This window comes from Paracidovorax anthurii, assembly GCF_003269065.1.
In the GTDB taxonomy this organism is placed as follows: domain Bacteria; phylum Pseudomonadota; class Gammaproteobacteria; order Burkholderiales; family Burkholderiaceae_C; genus Paracidovorax; species Paracidovorax anthurii.
Genome location: NZ_QLTA01000017.1, coordinates 14,197 through 32,862, shown reverse-complemented (window position 1 = coordinate 32,862; position 18,666 = coordinate 14,197). Strand labels below are relative to the sequence as shown.

Annotated in this window: 19 protein-coding genes and 2 tRNA genes; 17 read left to right on the top strand and 4 right to left on the bottom strand. The window is 67.0% G+C overall.

Going from position 1 to position 18,666, the window contains the following annotated elements:
* Positions 1-29 precede the first annotated feature (29 nt).
* From AX018_RS10565 to AX018_RS10555, 3 genes are all read right to left on the bottom strand, one after another.
* Complete coding sequence (locus tag AX018_RS10565) at positions 30-1,658, bottom strand: sensor domain-containing diguanylate cyclase (protein ID WP_170146227.1); 1,629 nt, start codon at positions 1,656-1,658, stop codon at positions 30-32.
* 291 nt (positions 1,659-1,949) lie between these two features.
* The gene (locus AX018_RS10560) at positions 1,950-2,834 is read right to left on the bottom strand and encodes a CoA transferase (RefSeq protein ID WP_111877246.1); all 885 of its coding nucleotides are present in this window, start codon (positions 2,832-2,834) and stop codon (positions 1,950-1,952) included.
* Positions 2,835-2,932: 98 nt separating this feature from the next.
* Positions 2,933-4,129, bottom strand: a complete 1,197-nt coding sequence (locus AX018_RS10555) for an amino acid aminotransferase (protein ID WP_111877245.1) — start codon at positions 4,127-4,129, stop codon at positions 2,933-2,935.
* 107 nt (positions 4,130-4,236) lie between these two features.
* Between AX018_RS10555 and uvrB the strand changes: the two genes are divergently transcribed.
* From uvrB to AX018_RS10475, 16 genes are all read left to right on the top strand, one after another.
* On the top strand, positions 4,237-6,330 hold the full coding sequence (gene uvrB, locus AX018_RS10550; protein WP_111877244.1) for an excinuclease ABC subunit UvrB: 2,094 nt from the start codon (positions 4,237-4,239) through the stop codon (positions 6,328-6,330).
* Between the two features lie 254 nt (positions 6,331-6,584).
* Positions 6,585-7,121 carry a Fe-S cluster assembly transcriptional regulator IscR gene (iscR, locus tag AX018_RS10545; RefSeq protein WP_011795546.1) on the top strand — a complete coding sequence of 179 codons (537 nt, stop codon included), beginning with the start codon at positions 6,585-6,587 and terminating at the stop codon, positions 7,119-7,121.
* A gap of 97 nt (positions 7,122-7,218) precedes the next feature.
* Positions 7,219-8,439 carry an IscS subfamily cysteine desulfurase gene (locus AX018_RS10540; protein ID WP_111877243.1) on the top strand — a complete coding sequence of 407 codons (1,221 nt, stop codon included), beginning with the start codon at positions 7,219-7,221 and terminating at the stop codon, positions 8,437-8,439.
* Between the two features lie 47 nt (positions 8,440-8,486).
* Positions 8,487-8,885: a Fe-S cluster assembly scaffold IscU gene (iscU, locus tag AX018_RS10535; RefSeq protein WP_111877242.1), complete on the top strand. Its 399-nt coding sequence runs from the start codon at positions 8,487-8,489 to the stop codon at positions 8,883-8,885.
* 11 nt (positions 8,886-8,896) lie between these two features.
* Positions 8,897-9,220 (top strand): iron-sulfur cluster assembly protein IscA, encoded by a 324-nt coding sequence (gene iscA / locus AX018_RS10530; protein ID WP_111877241.1) that lies wholly within the window; start codon positions 8,897-8,899, stop codon positions 9,218-9,220.
* A gap of 90 nt (positions 9,221-9,310) precedes the next feature.
* The gene (gene hscB, locus AX018_RS10525) at positions 9,311-9,829 is read left to right on the top strand and encodes a Fe-S protein assembly co-chaperone HscB (RefSeq protein ID WP_111877240.1); all 519 of its coding nucleotides are present in this window, start codon (positions 9,311-9,313) and stop codon (positions 9,827-9,829) included.
* A 114-nt stretch (positions 9,830-9,943) separates the two neighbouring features.
* Positions 9,944-11,806 carry a Fe-S protein assembly chaperone HscA gene (hscA, locus tag AX018_RS10520; RefSeq protein ID WP_111877294.1) on the top strand — a complete coding sequence of 621 codons (1,863 nt, stop codon included), beginning with the start codon at positions 9,944-9,946 and terminating at the stop codon, positions 11,804-11,806.
* Positions 11,807-11,838: 32 nt separating this feature from the next.
* A complete protein-coding gene (gene fdx / locus AX018_RS10515; RefSeq protein ID WP_111877239.1) occupies positions 11,839-12,177 on the top strand; it encodes an ISC system 2Fe-2S type ferredoxin in 339 nt (112 codons plus the stop codon).
* A gap of 88 nt (positions 12,178-12,265) precedes the next feature.
* Positions 12,266-12,982, top strand: a complete 717-nt coding sequence (gene dnaQ / locus AX018_RS10510) for a DNA polymerase III subunit epsilon (RefSeq protein WP_111877238.1) — start codon at positions 12,266-12,268, stop codon at positions 12,980-12,982.
* A gap of 40 nt (positions 12,983-13,022) precedes the next feature.
* Positions 13,023-13,097, top strand: a tRNA-Val gene (locus AX018_RS10505).
* A gap of 39 nt (positions 13,098-13,136) precedes the next feature.
* A tRNA-Val gene (locus AX018_RS10500) sits at positions 13,137-13,211 on the top strand.
* 137 nt (positions 13,212-13,348) lie between these two features.
* Positions 13,349-14,422, top strand: coding sequence for a histone deacetylase family protein (locus AX018_RS10495; protein ID WP_111877237.1), 1,074 nt, complete (start codon positions 13,349-13,351; stop codon positions 14,420-14,422).
* Entirely contained in the window at positions 14,419-15,522 is a 1,104-nt protein-coding gene (locus AX018_RS10490) for an NAD(P)/FAD-dependent oxidoreductase (protein ID WP_111877236.1), read from the top strand. Before AX018_RS10495 ends, AX018_RS10490 begins: the two co-directional genes overlap by 4 nt.
* A 140-nt stretch (positions 15,523-15,662) precedes the next feature.
* The gene (locus AX018_RS10485) at positions 15,663-15,971 is read left to right on the top strand and encodes an ElaB/YgaM/YqjD family protein (RefSeq protein ID WP_111877235.1); all 309 of its coding nucleotides are present in this window, start codon (positions 15,663-15,665) and stop codon (positions 15,969-15,971) included.
* An 84-nt stretch (positions 15,972-16,055) separates the two neighbouring features.
* A complete protein-coding gene (locus AX018_RS10480) occupies positions 16,056-16,451 on the top strand; it encodes a phage holin family protein (protein ID WP_111877234.1) in 396 nt (131 codons plus the stop codon).
* 7 nt (positions 16,452-16,458) lie between these two features.
* A complete protein-coding gene (locus AX018_RS10475) occupies positions 16,459-16,812 on the top strand; it encodes a hypothetical protein (protein WP_111877233.1) in 354 nt (117 codons plus the stop codon).
* A gap of 70 nt (positions 16,813-16,882) precedes the next feature.
* On the opposite strand, the gene AX018_RS10470 is transcribed toward AX018_RS10475, so the two are convergent.
* A complete protein-coding gene (locus tag AX018_RS10470; RefSeq protein WP_111877232.1) occupies positions 16,883-17,935 on the bottom strand; it encodes a quinone-dependent dihydroorotate dehydrogenase in 1,053 nt (350 codons plus the stop codon).
* Positions 17,936-17,969: 34 nt separating this feature from the next.
* Between AX018_RS10470 and rpiA the strand changes: the two genes are divergently transcribed.
* A complete protein-coding gene (gene rpiA, locus AX018_RS10465; protein WP_111877231.1) occupies positions 17,970-18,662 on the top strand; it encodes a ribose-5-phosphate isomerase RpiA in 693 nt (230 codons plus the stop codon).
* Positions 18,663-18,666 lie beyond the last annotated feature (4 nt).

Below are 18,666 nucleotides of genomic sequence, written 5' to 3'. Positions count from 1 at the left end.
CGTTCCGCGGCCCTGGCCCGTGGCGCCGGCTACCCGGGCGGCGCGTGGGCGCAAAGGCGGTCGCCGCCCTGCTGGCGCGCTTCCCCGCAGGCCTGGTGGGCGGCGCGCAGGGCTTCCTCCAGCGTTGCCAGATCGGCGGTGAGGGCCACCAGGCCGATGCTGAGCGGGGTGGCGAGCGGCCCCGGCGGCCAGGGCAGTTCCAGCGCCCGCGCGTGGCCCAGCAGGCGCTCGGCCGCATCCTGCGCGGCCTGCCGCGAGCAGTGCGGAATCAGCGCCCCGAAGGTTGCGCCGCCCAGGCGGGCCAGCGTGCCTTGCCCGCCCAGGCAGGCTTCCAGGCCCCGTGCCATCGCGCGCAGCAGGGCGTCGCCCGCGGCGTAGCCGTGCGCATCGTTGATGGCGCCCAGCAGATCCAGGTGCAGTTGCAGCAGCGCGCCGGCGGACTCGGCGGAGCGGGGCTGCTCCAGCGTGGCCGCGATCTGGCGGATGAAGGTCTGCCGGTCGGCGAGGCCCGTGAGCCCGTCGTGGGTGGAATGCCAGGCGAGCTGCTCGTGGCAGCGCTGTTCGCCGCCGGCCTCGTGCAGCATCAGCACCGCGCCGGCAGGCCCGCCCTCGTGGATCAGCGGCCCGCCGCGCAACCGCACGGGCAGGCGCTGGCCGCCGGGCAGCCGCAGCGGGTGGATGCGGTCCAGCGCCACCGAGGGAACGCCCTGCAGCGCCCGCGCCAGCCACTGGTCCGCGATCCGGGTGGGTTCGTGCGGCGCGTCCTTGGCCTCCTCGAACACCAGCAGGTCCGACAGCGCCCGGCCCCGCAGGGCCGCGCCGTCCTGGCCGAGCAGCCGCTCGGCCGCCGTGTTCACCGCCTCGACCTTTCCCTGCGCATCGACCTGCAGGATGGGTTCCTCGATCGCCGCGAGCGTGGCCTCGGCCTGGGTTCGCTCCTGCGCCAGGGTGCTGGCGGCATGGCGCCGCTGCAGGTTCATGCGCCGGGTGTACAGCACGGCCAGGGCCATGAGCAGGATGGCGCCCACCCCGTTCAGCCAGAAAAGGCTGGCGACGATGCGCCGGGAACTCTCGCCCATGGCCTCGCTGAAATCCGAGGCCGCGGGGCTGGCCCCGGCATCGATGTCCTGCAGGGCCCGCTGCCAGCGCAGCACGGTGGGTGCGTCCGGCGGGATGCCGCTCTCGTGGCGCTCGCGCACCTCCTCGGCCAGCTGCGACAGCTGGCGCAGGTAGCTGTCGCCGATCTTCCAGTGCCGCAGGGGCTCGCTCAGCAGGGCGTGGTGCTGGAAGGTGCGCCATATCCACATCAGCGCTCCCGCGTCGGCAGGGTGGTTGCCGCCCCGCACGACGGCGTTGAAGACCCGGTCCATGTCGGGGTCGGCGCTCTCCAGCAGCACCCGGGCCTCCTCGTCGGCCTGCGGTGTCTGCATCGCCTCCTTGAAGCGGTCGTACCCGTGGCGGTCGCCAGAGACGATGTAGCGGTCGAGTTGCCAGATCGCGTCCTTCTGCGCCTTGGACCACTGGCTCTCGCCCGCCACGAAGGCGCGCACCGCGGACAGCAGGTAGATGCTGCCCGAAGCCAGCAGGACCTGCAGGACCACGATCGCCACGAAGGGCCAGATCCGGCCGGGCGGGGGAGGCGGAGGGGTGGACTTCATGCGTTGGCGGAAGGTCGCGTGACAGTGCGTCCCCGCCGCCCGGCGCCGGCGATGCGCAGGACGTAGCGGGTGCTGCGGCCTATTGTGGAAGAGGTGGGCACGGCGGTCCAGCACCGGAGCCAGGCCGTGAGAGGGCAGGGACGGTGCGGACCGCCGGATGCGGCCTGGAGCCCTCGGGTGGGGGCGTGGCATGGATTTACGGTGAAACAGCCTCCATGTCGCCGATATTGCTACATTGTTTGCTATCAAATAAGGAGTAATCGGAGGATCGGCCCGTGGGCGCCGATCCGCTCAGTCGAGCAGGTGCACCGGCAGGTCCTCGCGCAGGGCCCAGGCCTCCAGGTCCGCGCGGCGGCGCGGCTGGAAGAAGGCCGCGATGCCCGAATGCGTGGGCGCGGCCCTGGGATCGGCGTCGGCGGGCAATCCGGCGGCGGCGCACAGCCGCGCCATGAAGTACGGCTCCAGGGCGGCCACCGCCGCCCGGCCATCGGCGCAGGCATAGACGCGGTAGCCCGCATGCGCTCCCCCCACGTCGCCCGAGGGCTGCGTCAGCCCCCACGCACGCGGCCGGGCGAGCCAGTGCGCGGCTTCCGCCAGGGCCACTTCCTGCAGGCTGCCCGCGCCCGTCGCCTGCCGGGCCAGCAGGGCGCGCAGCACCGCCTCGCTGGCCTGCAGCGCGCCGGCCATGTCGGCATGCAGCGTGGCGGGCAGGGTGGTGCCCGCCGGCAGCAGCCCCGCCGCTGCCTGGTAGGTGAGGTCGTGGCCGGGCTCCTCGGCCCCCGCGCCCGGCGCGCCGACGATCCGCACCAGCGACAGCGCGGGATGGCGCGCCTGGAGTGCGCTCCATTCCAGGCCGAGCTTGCGCAGCGCCGAGGGGCGGAACGACGTGATGAGCACGTCCGTGGCGGCCAGCTCGGCGTGCAGCAGCGCCTGGCCCGCCGGGCTCTTGAGGTCCGCGCGCACCACGCGGATGCCCTCGTGCAGCTCGGCATAGGCGCGGGGGCAGTAGCGCGCCATCGGATCGGCGCTGGCCATGCCTTGCGGCGCGGGGGGCTCCAGCTTCGTGCAGGCGGCGCCCCAGTCGCGGCAGCGGGCCAGCGCGGCGGGGCCCGGGAGATTCAGCGCGACGCTGAGGATGCGGGCATGCGGCAGTGCCGGGGCGGGTGATGGGGACATGCGTGCAGTATGGCGCCGCCGGGGCCGGCGGCCGCGCATGAAAAAAACCGCCCGAAGGCGGTTTCTTCACTTCCTGCGCGCAAGGCGCCGGGCGGGACTCAGACCACCTTGGCGATCGACTGGCACACGTAGTCGATGTTCTTGCTGTTGAGCGCGGCCACGCACATGCGGCCCGTGTCGGTGCCGTACACGCCGAACTCGGAGCGCAGGCGAACCATCTGGTCCTTGGTGAGGCCGGAGTAGCTGAACATGCCGATCTGGCTCGTGATGAAGTCCATGTCCTGCTTCACGCCGGCGGCCTTGAGGCCATCGACGAGCTTCTGGCGCATGGCCTTGATGCGCACGCGCATCTCGGCCAGCTCCTTCTCCCACAGGGCGCGCAGCTCGGGGTTGCCGAGCACGGCCGCCACCACGGCGCCGCCGTGCGTGGGCGGGTTGGAATAGTTGGTGCGGATCACGATCTTGAGCTGGCTCAGCACGCGGCCGGCCTCTTCCTTGTCGGCGCACAGCACCGACAGCCCGCCCACGCGCTCGCCATACAGGCTGAAGCTCTTGGAGAACGAGGTGGACACGAAGAAGCTCAGGCCGGCGGCCACGAACTTGCCGATCACCGCGCCGTCCTCGGCGATGCCGTGGCCGAAGCCCTGGTAGGCCATGTCGAGGAAGGCCGTCAGGCCCTTGGCCTTGACGGCGGCCACCACCTGGTCCCACTGCGCGGGCGTGATGTCGTAGCCCGTGGGGTTGTGGCAGCAGGCATGCAGCACGACGATGGTGCCGGGCGCGGCGGCGTTCAGGCTGGCGAGCATGCCTTCGAAGTTCACGCCGCGCTTGGCCGCGTCGTAATAGGCGTAGGTATCGACCGCGAAGCCCGCGCTGGTGAACAGGGCGCGGTGGTTCTCCCAGCTCGGGTCGGAGATCAGCACCTTGGCGTCGGGGCTCACCTTCTTGAGGAAGTCGGCGCCGATCTTCAGGCCGCCGGTGCCGCCGATGGCCTGCACTGTGGCCACGCGGCCGGAGGTGACGGGCTCGCTGTCCACGCCGAAGACCAGGCCCTTCACGGCATTGTCGTAGGCGACGATGCCGTCGATGGGCAGGTAGCCGCGTGCCGAGGGCTTCTCCATCATGGCCTTTTCGGCGGCCTGCACGCACTGCAGCAGGGGCAGCTTGCCGTTGTCGTCGAAATACACGCCCACGCCCAGGTTGACCTTGCTGGGATTGGTGTCGGCAGCGTACTGCTCGTTCAGACCCAGGATCGGGTCGCGCGGTGCCATTTCGACGGCGGTGAAGAGAGACATGAAGTTTCCTTGGGGGGATATCGACGATGGATGTCGGAGCAGGGGACCGGGCCTGTTGTACTCTGCCGGGCCGCCCTGATTTTAAGGGCACCATTTTTCGCGAACCCATGCCAAAACCCATCGAACCCATGCCGGCGGTGCAAGAGGGCTCCTTCGTTCGCTTCGCCGATTCGCCCTTCGAACTCTTCCAGCCGTATCCGCCCGCGGGCGACCAGCCGGCGGCCATCGAGCAACTGGTCGAGGGCGTGCGCGACGGCGAGGTGTTCCAGACCCTGCTGGGCGTGACCGGCTCGGGCAAGACCTTCACCATGGCCAACGTCATCGCGCGCATGGGGCGACCGGCCATCGTCTTCGCGCCCAACAAGACCCTGGCCGCGCAGCTCTACAGCGAGTTCCGCGAGTTCTTCCCGAACAACGCGGTCGAGTACTTCGTGAGCTACTACGACTACTACCAGCCCGAGGCCTACGTCCCCCAGCGCGACCTGTTCATCGAAAAGGACTCGGCCATCAACGAGCACATCGAGCAGATGCGCCTCTCGGCCACCAAGAGCGTGCTGGAGCGGCGCGACGTGGTGATCGTGGCCACGGTGAGCGCCATCTACGGCATCGGCGCGCCCGAGGACTACACCCAGATGCGCTTCATCATGCGCGTGGGCGACGAGATCAGCCAGCGCGACGTGATCGCGCGGCTCATCCGCATGCAATACACGCGCAACGAGCAGGATTTCTCGCGCGGCACCTTCCGGGTGCGCGGCGACACCATCGACGTGTTCCCCTCGGAGCACAGCGAACTGGCCATCCGCATCGACCTGTTCGACGACGAGATCGAGACCCTCTCGCTCTTCGATCCGCTCACGGGCCGCGTGCGGCAGAAGATCCCGCGCTTCACCATCTACCCGAGCAGCCACTACGTGACGCCGCGCGACAAGGTGCTGGCCGCGGTCGAGACCATCAAGCAGGAGTTGAACGAGCGCCTCGGCCAGTTCGTGGCCGAGGGCAAGCTGGTGGAGGCCCAGCGCCTGGAGCAGCGCACGCGCTTCGATCTCGAGATGCTCAGCGAGGTCGGCCACTGCAAGGGCATCGAGAACTACACGCGCCATCTCTCCGGCGCGGCGCCCGGGGACCCGCCCCCGACGCTCACCGACTACCTGCCGCCCGACGCGCTGATGTTCCTCGACGAGAGCCACCAGATGATCGGCCAGCTCTCCGCCATGTACAACGGCGACCGTGCCCGCAAGACCACGCTGGTGGAATACGGCTTCCGGCTGCCCTCGGCCCTGGACAACCGGCCCCTGAAGTTCGAGGAGTTCGAGCGCCGCATGCGGCAGGTGGTCTTCGTCTCGGCCACCCCGGCCGACTACGAGAAAACCCACTCCGGCCAGATCGTGGACCAGGTGGTGCGGCCCACGGGCCTCGTGGACCCGGTCGTCGAAGTGCGGCCCGCCACCCACCAGGTGGACGACGTGCTGCAGGAGATCCGCGTGCGGGTCGAGGGCCAGGAGAGGGTGCTGATCACCACCCTCACCAAGCGCATGGCCGAGCAGCTGACCGACTACCTCACCGACAACGGGGTGAAGGTTCGTTACCTGCACTCCGACATCGACACCGTGGAGCGAGTGGAGATCATCCGCGACCTGCGGCTGGGGGCCTTCGACGTGCTCGTGGGCATCAACCTGCTGCGCGAGGGGCTGGACATTCCCGAGGTGTCGCTGGTCGCGATCCTCGACGCCGACAAGGAAGGCTTCCTGCGGGCCGAGCGCAGCCTGATCCAGACCATCGGCCGGGCCGCGCGCAACCTGAACGGTCGGGCGATCCTGTATGCGGACCGGATCACCGAATCGATGAAAAAAGCCATCGGCGAAACGGAACGCCGCCGCGCCAAACAGATCGCACACAACGAAGCCATGGGCATCACGCCGCGCAGCATCGTCAAACAGGTGCGCGATCTCATCGATGGCGTCTACAGCGAGAAGACGGGCAGGGAAGCCGAGCGGCTCGAACAGGACGCCATGCGCCGAGCGCAGGTCGAGGACATGTCGGAGAAAGACATCGCGCGCGAGATCAAGCGGCTGGAAAAGCAGATGCTGGAACACGCGCGCAATCTGGAGTTCGAGCAGGCGGCGCGGGTGCGCGACCAGTTGAATCGGCTCAAGGCCCAGGCTTTCGGCGCGGCAGGCGGCGGAGACAGTGCCGCTGCGTGACTTCCAGGGCGCGACGGTTACGGAGAAACCGCGACTGTCGAGTTATGTTACCCGACAAAAACAATAGGGATTTGTGCTATACTCGGGCGAAATACTCAACAAAACAGCCCACGAAGAAGGGCTCCCACACATCCGCCCAGGCGGATCGGCCAGTGGGGGTGAAGGGCGGAGACGGGCCGCGAACCATGCGGATGCTTCATCGGCAGGTCGGTTCGGGCATTTCCATAACGAACAAGCTAGCAAAGGAGCTTGCGATGCGTCTCACTACCAAAGGCCGTTTTGCGGTCACCGCCATGATCGATCTGGCCCTGCGCCAGAACAACGGTCCCGTTACGCTGGCGGCCATCAGCCAGCGCCAGCAGATTTCGCTCTCTTATCTGGAGCAGCTGTTCGGCAAGCTGCGCCGCCACGAACTGGTCGAGTCCACCCGCGGTCCGGGCGGCGGCTATACGCTGGCGCGCAAGGCGGCGGACATCACGGTGGCCGACATCATCGTGTCGGTGGATGAGCCCATCGACGCCACCCAGTGCGGCGGCAAGGAAAACTGCCTGGGTGAAGCCGGGCGCTGCATGACGCACGAACTCTGGGCTTCGCTGAACCAGCGCATGGTGGAGTTCCTGGACTCCGTCACGCTGCAGAAGCTGGTCGATGACCAGATCGCCAAGGGCGTGCAGATCGAAGACAAGCCCGTGGTGCGCCGCGCCATCTCCACCACGCCGGTGGTCAAGCCGATCCGCGTGAATGCGCCGAACTCCGTCTTCGCGCTCGGTAACGCCTTCGCCAAATCCTGAATCCCGGGCCCGGCGACGCCGGGGCACGGTCGCCCGCTTCCTGCGGGCGATCCCGTCGACCGGATGAATCGCCAGCCAGATATCTACTGAGCCAGCCATGGACATGACACCCCATTTCCCTATTTACCTGGACTACGGTGCCACGACGCCGGTGGATCCGCGCGTCGTGGATGCCATGATTCCCTGGTTGCGCGAACATTTCGGCAACCCGGCGTCGCGCAGCCACGCCTGGGGCTGGGAGGCTGAGGAAGCCGTCGAGAAAGCGCGCGGCGAAGTGGCGCGCCTGATCAACGCGGATCCGCGCGAAATCGTCTGGACCAGCGGCGCGACTGAGTCCAACAACCTCGCCATCAAGGGAGCGGGCCAGTTCTACAAGGGCAAGGGCAAGCACCTCATCACGGTGAAGACGGAGCACAAGGCCGTGCTCGACACCATGCGCGAAATGGAGCGCCAGGGTTTCGAGGTGACGTACCTGGATGTGCAGGACGACGGGCTGCTGGATTTCGAAGTGTTGAAGGCGGCGATCCGTCCGGACACCATTCTCCTGAGCGTCATGTTCGTGAACAACGAGATCGGCGTCATCCAGGACATTCCCGCGATTGGCGCGTTGTGCCGCGAGAAGGGCGTGATCTTCCACGTCGATGCGGCGCAGGCCACCGGCAAGCTGGACATCGATCTGCAGACCCTGCCGGTCGACCTGATGAGCCTGGCGTCCCACAAGACGTATGGTCCCAAGGGCATCGGCGCGCTTTACGTGCGGCGCAAGCCCCGCGTGCGCCTGGAGGCCCAGATGCATGGCGGCGGGCATGAGCGCGGCATGCGTTCGGGTACGCTGCCCACGCACCAGATCGTGGGCATGGGCGAGGCTTTCCGCATCGCGCGGGAAGAAATGGCACAGGATCTGGCCAAGGCGCGTGTCCTGCAGAAGCGCCTGCTCGACGGTCTGGCAGATGTCGAACAGGTGTTCGTCAATGGCGACCTGGAGCGCCGCGTGCCCCACAACCTCAACATCAGCTTCAACTATGTCGAGGGCGAGTCGCTCATCATGGGCATCAAGGGGCTGGCGGTGTCTTCGGGCTCGGCCTGTACCTCGGCCAGCCTGGAGCCCAGCTACGTGCTGCGGGCGCTGGGCCGCAGCGACGAGTTGGCGCACAGCAGCCTGCGCATGACGATCGGCCGTTTCACGACCGAAGAAGAGATCGACTACGCGATCACTTCGATCCGCCACAACGTGGCCAAGCTGCGCGAATTGAGCCCGTTGTGGGAAATGTACAAGGATGGCGTGGACATCAGCACCATCCAGTGGGCGGCTCACTGACCACGCAGTGCAGGCCGCGAGAAGAAGCGAAAGGCAGGTAGGAAATCATGGCTTATTCGGACAAGGTCATCGACCATTACGAGAATCCGCGCAATGTGGGCTCTTTCGACAAGGGTGACGATTCCGTCGGCACCGGCATGGTGGGCGCCCCGGCATGCGGCGATGTGATGAAGCTGCAGATCAAGGTGAATCCGGAGACGGGTGTGATCGAGGACGCACGCTTCAAGACCTACGGGTGTGGCTCGGCCATTGCCTCGTCGTCCCTGGTGACGGAATGGGTCAAGGGCAAGACGCTTGATGAAGCCGCCTCGCTCAAGAACGCGGACATCGCGCAGGAGCTGGCTCTGCCCCCGGTCAAGATCCATTGCTCGATCCTCGCGGAGGATGCGATCAAGGCCGCCGTACAGGATTACAAGGCCAAGCACGCTGCGCTCGCGAGCGTCTGAGATAGACATACATGGCGATCACGCTCACGGAAGCCGCCGCGCGGCACGTCAGTCGATACCTTACCCGCAGGGGCAAGGGCCTGGGGGTGCGCCTGGGGGTGAAGACCACGGGCTGCTCCGGCCTGGCCTACAAGCTCGAGTACGTGGACGCGCCGGAGCCCGAGGATGTGATTTTCGAGGACCACGGCGTGAAGGTGCTCATCGATCCCAAGAGCCTGGCCTACATCGATGGTACGCAGTTGGATTTCGTGCGCGAAGGCCTGAACGAGGGCTTCCGTTTCAACAACCCCAATGAGCGTGACCGCTGCGGCTGTGGAGAGAGCTTCCGCGTCTGATGCCCATGCCGTTGCTGGCCATCCGACCGGACTCCTCCGGTTGCCAACGAGGAACCGCCATCGCATGTGTGCTGGCGGTTTTTTCTTGACATGAATCTGCAATCCGACGACTTCGAACTCTTTGACCTGCCGCGCCGCTTTGCCCAGGACCGGGCCGCGATCGATGCCCGATGGAAGGCCCTGCAGCGCGAGGCCCATCCCGATCGCTTCGCGGCGCAAGGGCCTGCCGCCCAGCGCACGGCCATGCAATGGTCTGTGCGCATCAATGAAGCCTATCAGCGCCTCAAGGACCCACTCCGCCGGGCTGCCTATCTCTGCGAACTGCAGGGCGTTCCCATTCAGGCGGAAGACAACACAGCCATGCCGGCAGCGTTCCTGATGCAGCAGATGGAATGGCGCGAGGCGCTTGACGATGCGGATGGTGAAGGCGCGATCGATCGCCTGGATCAAGAGGTCCAAGCCACCCGCAGGGAGATGCTGGAGGGCTGCGGCGATTTGCTCGATGTGCGGCAAGACCCCGTGGCGGCGGTTGGCGTGGTCAGAAGCCTCATGTTCATTGAGCGCTTTGTCATGGACATAGAGCGCCGTCGCGAGCTGCTGGGACAATAGCGGGTTCCGCGCGGCTGTTCCGCTTTCTTTCTGATTCTTTTTTCCTGTGAGGGAACGAGAGCCATGGGCTCCCTGTGGGCCGATGGCGTTCCGTTTCCATCCACGACGACGATCATGGCGCTTTTGCAGATTTCCGAACCCGGCCAGTCTCCCGATCCCCACCAGCGGCGGATCGCCGTCGGGATCGACCTGGGCACCACGCACTCGCTGGTCGCCGCGGTGCGCAATGGCATGCCGGAATGCCTGCCCGACGACGCTGGGCGGATTCTGTTGCCCTCCGTGGTGCGCTACCTGCCGCAGGGCCGCCGGCAGATCGGCCATGAGGCGCTGGCATCGCAGGCGCAGGACGCGGCGAACACCCTGGCCTCCGTCAAGCGGTTCATGGGGCGTGGCCTGAAGGATATCGACCATCCCGAGCGGCTCCCCTATGCATTCCTGCCCGCCGAAGGGGAAGGCATGGTGGCGTTGCAGACCGTGGACGGAGCGAAGTCCCCGGTCGAGGTGAGCGCGGAGATCCTGGCGACGCTGCGTTACCGGGCCGAAGACACCTTCAATGACGACCTCTACGGCGTAGTGATCACCGTTCCCGCTTACTTCGATGACGCGCAGCGGCAGGCCACCAAAGATGCCGCGCGCCTGGCGGGGTTGAATCTGCTGCGGCTCATCAACGAGCCGACGGCGGCAGCCATCGCCTACGGCCTCGACAACGCGAGCGAGGGCGTCTACGCGGTGTACGACCTGGGGGGAGGCACGTTCGACATTTCGATTCTGCGCCTGACCCGGGGGGTTTTCGAAGTCATCGCAACAGGCGGAGATTCGGCGCTGGGTGGCGACGACTACGATGCGGCCCTGGCCGAATGGGCGCTGCAGCGCCTGGGCGTGGTGGCCCATTCCGCGCAGGACAAGGCCGCGGCGCGCATGGCGGCGCGTGCCTGCAAAGAGGCGCTGACCGGAGCGGAGCAGGCGGTGTTTGCGGCCCCTATCGCGGGCGCCGATGTGCGCCTGGACGTGGCGCGGGAAGCGTTCGAGTCGGAAACCGCGGCGCTGACGGCCCGGTCCATGGCGGCGGTCAAGCGCGCCCTGCGCGATGCCCGTTTGTCGCGTGACGATGTGAAGGGGGTGGTGATGGTGGGGGGCTCGACCCGCATGCCGCAAATCCAGCGCGCCGTGGCCGAGTTCTTCGGCACTTCCCCCTTGAACAACCTGAACCCGGACGAGGTGGTGGCGCTGGGTGCCGCCATCCAGGCCAATCAGCTCGCCGGAAACGACCCGGAAGGGGACATGCTGCTGCTGGACGTGATTCCGCTTTCCCTGGGGATCGAGACCATGGGAGGGCTCGTGGAGCGCATCATCTCGCGCAACGAGACCATTCCTTCCGCCAAGGCGCAGGATTTCACCACCTACAAGGACGGACAGACCGCTCTTGCCATCCACGTGGTCCAGGGCGAGCGCGACCTGGTCGCCGACTGCCGCAGCCTGGCCCGGTTCGAGTTGCGCGGCATCCCACCCATGGCGGCCGGTGCCGCGCGCATCCGGGTGACGTTCACGGTGGACGCGGATGGATTGCTCAGTGTCGGTGCCCGCGAGCAGAGCACGGGCGTTGAGGCGCGCATCGATGTGAAACCCTCCTACGGTCTGTCCGACGAGCAGATCACCCGCATGCTCCAGGAAGGCTTTGCCACTGCGGCCGAGGACATGCGTGCCCGTGCCGTGGTGGAGGCGCGTGTCGATGCCGACCGCATGCTCATGGCGACCCAGACTGCGCTGGAGGCGGACGCAGACGTGTTGGAGCCCGAGGAACGGGCCGCCATCGATGCGCTGATGCGGGCCCTGCGCGGTGCGCGGGAACAGGAAGAGGCCGCGACCATCGAGGCCGCCACCGACGCCCTTGCCAAGGGGACGGAAGCCTTCGCGGCCCGGCGCATGAACCGCGGTATCCAGCAGGCCCTGGCCGGCAAGAACGTGCAGAGCCTTTGATCCCGACATCCCTTTTGAAGCAAGCCGACCCCATGCCAGTCATCAAGATCCTGCCCCATCCCGAATACTGTCCAGCCGGCACCGAGGTCACGGTGCCTGTGGGTACTTCGATCTGCGAGGCCTTGCTGGACAACGGCATCAAGATCGAACATGCGTGCGACATGAGCTGCGCATGCACCACCTGCCATGTGATCGTGCGGAAGGGCTACGAGTCGCTCAACGAGGCGGAGGAAGAGGAAGAGGATCTCCTCGACCGCGCGTGGGGGCTGGAGCCCCAGTCGCGACTGTCGTGCCAGGCGATCCTCGCGCAGAGCGATGTGACCGTCGAGATCCCCAAGTACACGATCAACCACGCCAAGGAGAACCACTGATGCGCCAGGACATGAAAAGCCGAGGGTGCCGCAATGCCCTCGCCGGCGGCGCTGAGCGCGTGTGTGGATCGCACCGTTGGAGCGGGGCATGACGCGCCAGATCGTTCTCGATACCGAAACCACCGGCCTGTCGGCCGAAGGCGGGGACCGCATCATCGAACTCGGCTGCGTCGAGCTGCTGAACCGCAAGCTGACCGGCAACAACCTGCACCTCTACTTCAATCCTGAGCGCGACAGCCATGAGGATGCCCTCAAGGTGCACGGCATCAGCAACGAGTTCCTGAAGGACAAACCCAAGTTCGCGGAAGTGGTGGAAGACATCCTGCAGTACCTGCAGGGCGCCGAGATCATCATCCACAACGCCGCGTTCGACGTGGGCTTCCTGAACAAGGAACTGGAGCTGACCGGCCGGGCGCCGTTCAAGACCTGGGTTGCCAGCGTGACCGACACCCTGGCGATGGCCAAGGAGATGTACCCCGGCAAGCGCAATTCGCTCGATGCGCTGTGCGACCGGCTGGAGGTGGACAACTCGGGCCGCACGCTGCACGGCGCGTTGCTCGATGCCGAACTGCTGGCCGATGTGTACATCAACCTCACCCGTGGCCAGGATGCGCTGCTCATCTCCGACGACGCGCAGGAGGGAGAGGGCGGCACAGCGCGGATGGCGTCCGTGGATTTGTCCGCGTTCACGCTGCCCGTGCTTGTGCCCAGCGAACAGGAGCTGGCGGCCCACGAGGATGTCCTGGCCCAGATCGACAAGGCCAGCGGCGGGAAAACTATTTGGAAAAACTCTCTGGCCGGCTGAAAAGCTGTGCCATAATCATAGGCTGTCGCAACAACGACATGGGTGATTAGCTCAGCGGTAGAGCACTGCCTTCACACGGCAGGGGTCACATGTTCGATCCATGTATCACCCACCATGTTCTTGAGAGATGCTTTCCGATAAAAGCATTTCTTGAGGGTGATTAGCTCAGCGGTAGAGCACTGCCTTCACACGGCAGGGGTCACATGTTCGATCCATGTATCACCCACCAACACAGCCCTTGCAGGTTCTGCCTGCAAGGGCTTTTGTCTTTGGTATCGGCTTTTCGGTTGGGCCGTGGAAATGGGCCCGCTTCCGGGCATGGGGCTCGGCCACAATCGGCTTTTCCCTTGTCCATCTGCCGGCCCCATGATCGTCTTCCACAACCCCCTGCATCGCTCGCACGCCCCCGCGCATGAATTCTTCCGGGGGGAGCGCGTGCCGTGCTTCGAGAAGCCTGACCGCGCCGACTACGTCGAAGCGCGGTTGAAGCAGCAGGGCCATGATCTGCGCGATCCGGATGTCGACAGCGCTCCGTTGCTCGCCCGTGTCCACGCGCCACGCTACCTGTCGTTCCTGCAAAGTGCCTGGCAGCAGTGGGTGGCCCTGGACCATGCCAATGCGCATCTGCAGCCTTTTCCCTCGGTCTGGCCGGTCCGCACGCTGCGCGACGATGTGGAGCCTGACAATTTCACCGCACGCCTGGGGCTCTATTCCATGGACAACGGAACGCCCATGGCGGAAGGCACCTGGGCAGCCGTGAAGGCCGGTGCGGATGCGGCCGCAAGCGCTGCTGCCGCGGTGGCTGCGGGCGCAAGGGCCGCGTTCTGCAGCACCCGTCCCCCGGGCCACCATGCCGGCCCGGATTTCATGGGCGGCTATTGCTTTCTCAACAACGCGGCGGTGGCGGCGCAACTGCTGCTGGACCGCGGCACAGCCACGCGCGTGGCGGTGCTGGACGTGGACTACCACCATGGCAATGGCACGCAGAGCATCTTCTACGAGCGCTCGGACGTGATGTTCATCAGCATCCATGGCGATCCGCGCACCGAATACCCGTTCTACCTGGGGCATGCCGACGAGACCGGCAAAGGCGAGGGAGTGGGCTTCAACCTCAATCTGCCGCTGCCCGCCGGAACGGATTTTCCGGCGTGGGGCGCTGCGCTCGATGCCGCCTGCGCGCGGATCGGGGCGTGTGGCGCGCAGGCGCTGGTGGTGTCCCTCGGGCTCGACACGTTCGAGGGTGATCCCATCTCCCGCTTCACGCTGGCATCGGCCGATTTCCTCCGGATGGGTGCGCGCCTGTCCCGCCTCGGCCTGCCGACGGTGTTCGTGCTGGAGGGGGGATACGCTGCCGCGGAACTCGGCGTGAATGCCGTCAACGTGCTCGAAGGCTTCGAGCAGGGCGCTACAGAGGCAAGCGCAGGAGGCGTTCCGGCATGAGCGATTCCGTGGAGTGCGTCGTCATCGGCGCGGGCGTGGTGGGGCTGGCGGTGGCGCGCGCGCTGGCGCTGGAGGGGCGCGAGGTTCTGGTGGTGGAGTCCGCGTCTGCCATCGGCACCGGCACCAGCTCCCGCAACAGCGAAGTGATCCATGCGGGCATCTACTACCCCGAGGGTTCGCTGAAGGCCCGGCTGTGTGTCCAGGGCAAGGAGATGCTGTATGCGTACTGCGAGGCCCGTGGCGTGCCGCATCGCCGCTGCGGCAAGCTCATCGTGGCGACGTCTGCGGGGCAGGTCGGGGCACTGGAGGGCATCGAGGCACGGGCGCGCGCCAATGGCGTGCACGACCTGCAGCGCCTGTCGCGCGCGGAGGCCCTTGGCCTGGAGCCCGCGCTGGAGTGCGTGGCCGCGTTGCTCTCTCCTGGCACGGGCATCGTCGACAGCCATGCGCTGATGCTGGCGCTGCAGGGCGATCTGGAGCATGCGGGCGGCATCGTGGCGCTCAATACCTCCCTTGTCGCCGCGGAATATACGCAGGGCGCTATCTTTTTGGAAGCAATGGACGGCACGCGGCTGCAGGCGCGCTGCGTCGTCAATGCGGCGGGGCTGGAGGCGCTGGACCTGGCGCGCCGGTTCAGGGGTGCGGAATACGCGGCGCTCCCGAGGGCCTGGTTCGCCAAGGGCCAGTACTTCTCGCTGTCGGGCAAGGCGCCATTTTCCCGGCTGGTGTACCCCGTGCCGGAAGCGGCAGGGCTGGGGGTCCATCTGACCCTGGACCTGGGCGGGCAGGCCAAATTCGGCCCCGATGTGCAATGGGTGGACGATCCGTCCGATCTCGCCGTGGACGAAGCGCGGGGCGCCGCGTTCTATGCGGAAGTGCGCAAGTATTGGCCCGCGCTGCGCGATGGTGCATTGCAGCCGGCTTATGCGGGCATCCGCCCGAAGATCCATGGCCCCCAGGAGCCCGCGGCCGACTTCGCCATCCATGGGCCGGCCGTGCACGGTATCGCCGGCCTGGTGCATCTGTTCGGCATCGAGTCGCCAGGGCTCACGAGCGCGCTGGCCATCGCCGAAAGCGTCAAGGACGCATTGAAAACGTGACCGTGGCGCAGGTGCTTGCACTGGCCGTTTGCATGGTCATCCGCCATGCCGAAGCCCATGCCGGTAATATGGGACATCCGCCTACAGTGGGTGCGCAGGCGGCAGATTACCTTTGTTCCTTGCTATGAAAGGCTTGTTTTATGACCTCTGCATCCGAACCTCTCTCCAACGCGCAACAAGAACTCGAAAAGCTGGTCACCGATCTGCGCGGACTGCTCGCCAGCAAGGATCTGGACAGCGTTCCTGAAATCCGCCAGCTGCGCAAACGCCTGGACGAAGGCATCCACACGGTGAGAGATTCCGCGGTTCGTGCGGCCCAGGAGGCCGCCTATCAAGCCAAGGAAGCTGCGCGCGCCGCAGACCGCTATGCCCACGATGAGCCCTGGCGTGTGGCCACGGCCGCGCTGGCCGCCGGCGCGCTCGTGGGCTTCCTGCTGGCCCGCCGCTGAGCCGGCCCATTCAGCCTCCCTCTGCGGCATCCGCAAGATAGGGAGGGGAGGCTGAAGCACACTACAACGACACGAAAGGCTCGCATGAATTGGTTGGCGCTGCTGGGATTGGAGGGCTGGTTCGCGCGCATGCGCGCGGCCGCCATCGAAAGTGCCATCGCCGCCGAAGACCGATGGGATCTTGCGCGCCTCGAATGGGCCGAAGAGAAACGCAGGCTGGCGCGCATCGTCGTGCTGGTCGTGGCGGTGGGGGGGTTGACCGTCGTGGCCCTGGTGCTGCTGTCCATGGCCGTGCTGGTGCATTTCTGGGATTCCCCCCATCGCGCGATGGTGGCCTGGATCGTGGCGGGGGCATGGCTGGCCCTCTGGGCAGTCGCCCTGATGAGCCTCATCACCACGGCTCGCCAGGCCGGCAATGCGTTCGTTCTCACCCGCCGCGAGTTGGGCGAGGACTGGCGCCAGATCAAGGAAAGGCTTTGAGCCCACCATGGCCCACCCTCCAACGTCTCCTCGCAAGCCCGGCCTTCCGGCCACTGGGCCGCATATCGTCCCGACACTTGAGCAGCAGAGAATCCTGGACCGCATCGCCGTGCAGCGCGAGCGGGTGCGAAGCCGCCGGGCCGCGCACGCGCAGGCGGCGCAACTTCGGGCGCAGGCCCGCGAAGACGGCTCCGCACCGGGCGATCCGGATGCTCCGTGGTCGGCGCGCCTCCTGTGGTTTGCGCGCCAGCATCCGATCGCGGTGGTGGTGGCGGCCGGGGTGGCCGTGGCGGCGGGGCCTTCGCGCATCATCCGGTGGGTGGGCATGCTGATGCCGCTTGTGATGAAGATGAGGCGCTGACGGACTGCGCGTTCGGCATCGGATAAGGCTCCTTCGGGAGCCTTTTTCGCAGGGGCTTGGAAGGCTGGGGTCAGCGCAGGGCGCGGATCACCCGCGCGGCCTGGCTGACCAGGGCCGGCCCCTGGTAGATCAGCCCCGTATAGATCTGGACCACATCCGCGCCCGCCTGGATCTTGCTGACCGCGTCCTGGGCGCTGAGGATGCCACCCACGCCGATGATGGGAAAGCCCGTGCCCAGGGCCTGCCGCAGTTGGCGGATCACCCGGTTGCTGGCTTCCAGCACCGGCGCACCGCTGAGGCCCCCGGTTTCTTGCGCGTGGCGCAGGCCTTGGACGGCATCGCGCGAGATGGTCGTATTGGTGGCGATGACGCCGTCCATGCCGTGGCGCTGGAGGGTCGCGGCAATCACGGAAACCTGTTCCTCGTCCAGGTCGGGGGCGATCTTCACGAAGACCGGCACGCGGCGGCCCTGCCGGTCCGCCAGGGCCTCGCGCCGCTCGGCGATGGCGCCCAGCAGGCCATCCAGGGCCGCGTCGCTTTGCAGGGCCCGCAGGTTCTGCGTGTTCGGAGAGCTGATGTTCACCGTGACGTAGTCGGCATGCGGGTACACGCCGTCCAGGCACAGGAGGTAGTCGCTGGTTGCGTTCTCGATGGGCGTGGCGGCGTTCTTGCCGATGTTCAGGCCCAGCAGCATCCGCTGCTCGCGGGGTTGGCCCCGCAGGCGCGACTGCTGCACGTTGTGCAGGAAGGCGTCCAGGCCTTCATTGTTGAAGCCCAGCCGGTTGATGAGGGCGCGCGCCTCGGGCAGCCGGAACATGCGCGGCTTGGGGTTCCCGGGCTGGGCCTTGGGCGTCACCGTGCCGACTTCGACGAAGCCGAAGCCCATCGCGCCCAGCGCATCGATGCAGCGGGCGTTCTTGTCGAGCCCGGCGGCCAGGCCGACGCGGTTGGGGAACGCGAGCCCGGCCAGTTCGATCGGGTCGGACACGGTTTCGCTGCACCAGGCCCACTGCAGTGGCGTGCGCTGGCCGCGCGCCAGCATGTCCATGGTGAATTCGTGGGCGGCTTCGGCGTCCATGCCGAAGAGAAACGGGCGGGTGAGGGCGTAGGGAATCAGGGACATGGGGATAATTCGGGATTCACTCCGATTCTCTCCCATGACCACTTCTTCCCTCCTCTCCCAAGACGAACTCAAGGCCCTGGTCGGCCGGGCCGCGCTGCAATACGTGGTGCCGGGCGACATCGTGGGGGTGGGCACGGGCTCCACGGTCAACCAGTTCATCCAGGCGCTGGGCGGGATGAAGGACAAGATCCGCGGCGCGGTCTCCAGCTCGGAGGCCAGCACGCAGCGCCTGCAGGCACTGGGCATCAAGGTGTTCGATGCGAACGAGGTCGAGTCGCTGTCGGTGTACATCGACGGGGCGGATGAGATCGACGGGCGCGGCCACATGGTCAAGGGCGGCGGTGCGGCCCTCACGCGCGAGAAGATCGTGGCGGCGCTGGCGCGGCAGTTCGTCTGCATCGCCGATGCATCCAAGCTCGTGGAGGCGCTGGGCCGCTTTCCGCTGCCCGTGGAGGTGATCCCGATGGCGGCGCAGCAGATCGCACGCCGTTTCGCGGCCCAGGGGGGCGAAGCCACGCTGCGCCGCGATGCCCAGGGCCATCCGCTGGTCACCGACAACCAGCAGCACATCCTCGACGTGCGCGGGCTCTCGATCACCGATCCCCTGGCATTCGAATCGGAGGTGAACCAGTGGCCGGGCGTGGTGACGGTGGGCGTCTTCGCGCACCAGAAGGCCCACGTGGCCCTGATCGGGGCGCCGGAGGGTGTGCGCACCCTCCGCTATTGAGCCC

Excerpts from the sequence above, each read along its gene's own strand:
- AX018_RS10565 (WP_170146227.1), bottom strand. The coding sequence starts at position 1,658 with ATGAAGTCCACCCCTCCGCCTCCCCCGCCCGGCCGGATCTGGCCCTTC.
- AX018_RS10485 (WP_111877235.1), top strand. The coding sequence starts at position 15,663 with ATGACCTCTGCATCCGAACCTCTCTCCAACGCGCAACAAGAACTCGAA.
- uvrB (WP_111877244.1), top strand. The coding sequence starts at position 4,237 with ATGCCAAAACCCATCGAACCCATGCCGGCGGTGCAAGAGGGCTCCTTC.
- rpiA (WP_111877231.1), top strand. The coding sequence starts at position 17,970 with ATGACCACTTCTTCCCTCCTCTCCCAAGACGAACTCAAGGCCCTGGTC.
- iscU (WP_111877242.1), top strand. The coding sequence starts at position 8,487 with ATGGCTTATTCGGACAAGGTCATCGACCATTACGAGAATCCGCGCAAT.
- iscA (WP_111877241.1), top strand. The coding sequence starts at position 8,897 with ATGGCGATCACGCTCACGGAAGCCGCCGCGCGGCACGTCAGTCGATAC.
- AX018_RS10495 (WP_111877237.1), top strand. The coding sequence starts at position 13,349 with ATGATCGTCTTCCACAACCCCCTGCATCGCTCGCACGCCCCCGCGCAT.
- AX018_RS10470 (WP_111877232.1), bottom strand. The coding sequence starts at position 17,935 with ATGTCCCTGATTCCCTACGCCCTCACCCGCCCGTTTCTCTTCGGCATG.
- AX018_RS10560 (WP_111877246.1), bottom strand. The coding sequence starts at position 2,834 with ATGTCCCCATCACCCGCCCCGGCACTGCCGCATGCCCGCATCCTCAGC.
- AX018_RS10490 (WP_111877236.1), top strand. The coding sequence starts at position 14,419 with ATGAGCGATTCCGTGGAGTGCGTCGTCATCGGCGCGGGCGTGGTGGGG.
- hscB (WP_111877240.1), top strand. The coding sequence starts at position 9,311 with ATGAATCTGCAATCCGACGACTTCGAACTCTTTGACCTGCCGCGCCGC.
- AX018_RS10475 (WP_111877233.1), top strand. The coding sequence starts at position 16,459 with ATGGCCCACCCTCCAACGTCTCCTCGCAAGCCCGGCCTTCCGGCCACT.
- dnaQ (WP_111877238.1), top strand. The coding sequence starts at position 12,266 with ATGACGCGCCAGATCGTTCTCGATACCGAAACCACCGGCCTGTCGGCC.
- AX018_RS10555 (WP_111877245.1), bottom strand. The coding sequence starts at position 4,129 with ATGTCTCTCTTCACCGCCGTCGAAATGGCACCGCGCGACCCGATCCTG.
- iscR (WP_011795546.1), top strand. The coding sequence starts at position 6,585 with ATGCGTCTCACTACCAAAGGCCGTTTTGCGGTCACCGCCATGATCGAT.
- AX018_RS10480 (WP_111877234.1), top strand. The coding sequence starts at position 16,056 with ATGAATTGGTTGGCGCTGCTGGGATTGGAGGGCTGGTTCGCGCGCATG.
- AX018_RS10540 (WP_111877243.1), top strand. The coding sequence starts at position 7,219 with ATGGACATGACACCCCATTTCCCTATTTACCTGGACTACGGTGCCACG.
- hscA (WP_111877294.1), top strand. The coding sequence starts at position 9,944 with ATGGCGCTTTTGCAGATTTCCGAACCCGGCCAGTCTCCCGATCCCCAC.
- fdx (WP_111877239.1), top strand. The coding sequence starts at position 11,839 with ATGCCAGTCATCAAGATCCTGCCCCATCCCGAATACTGTCCAGCCGGC.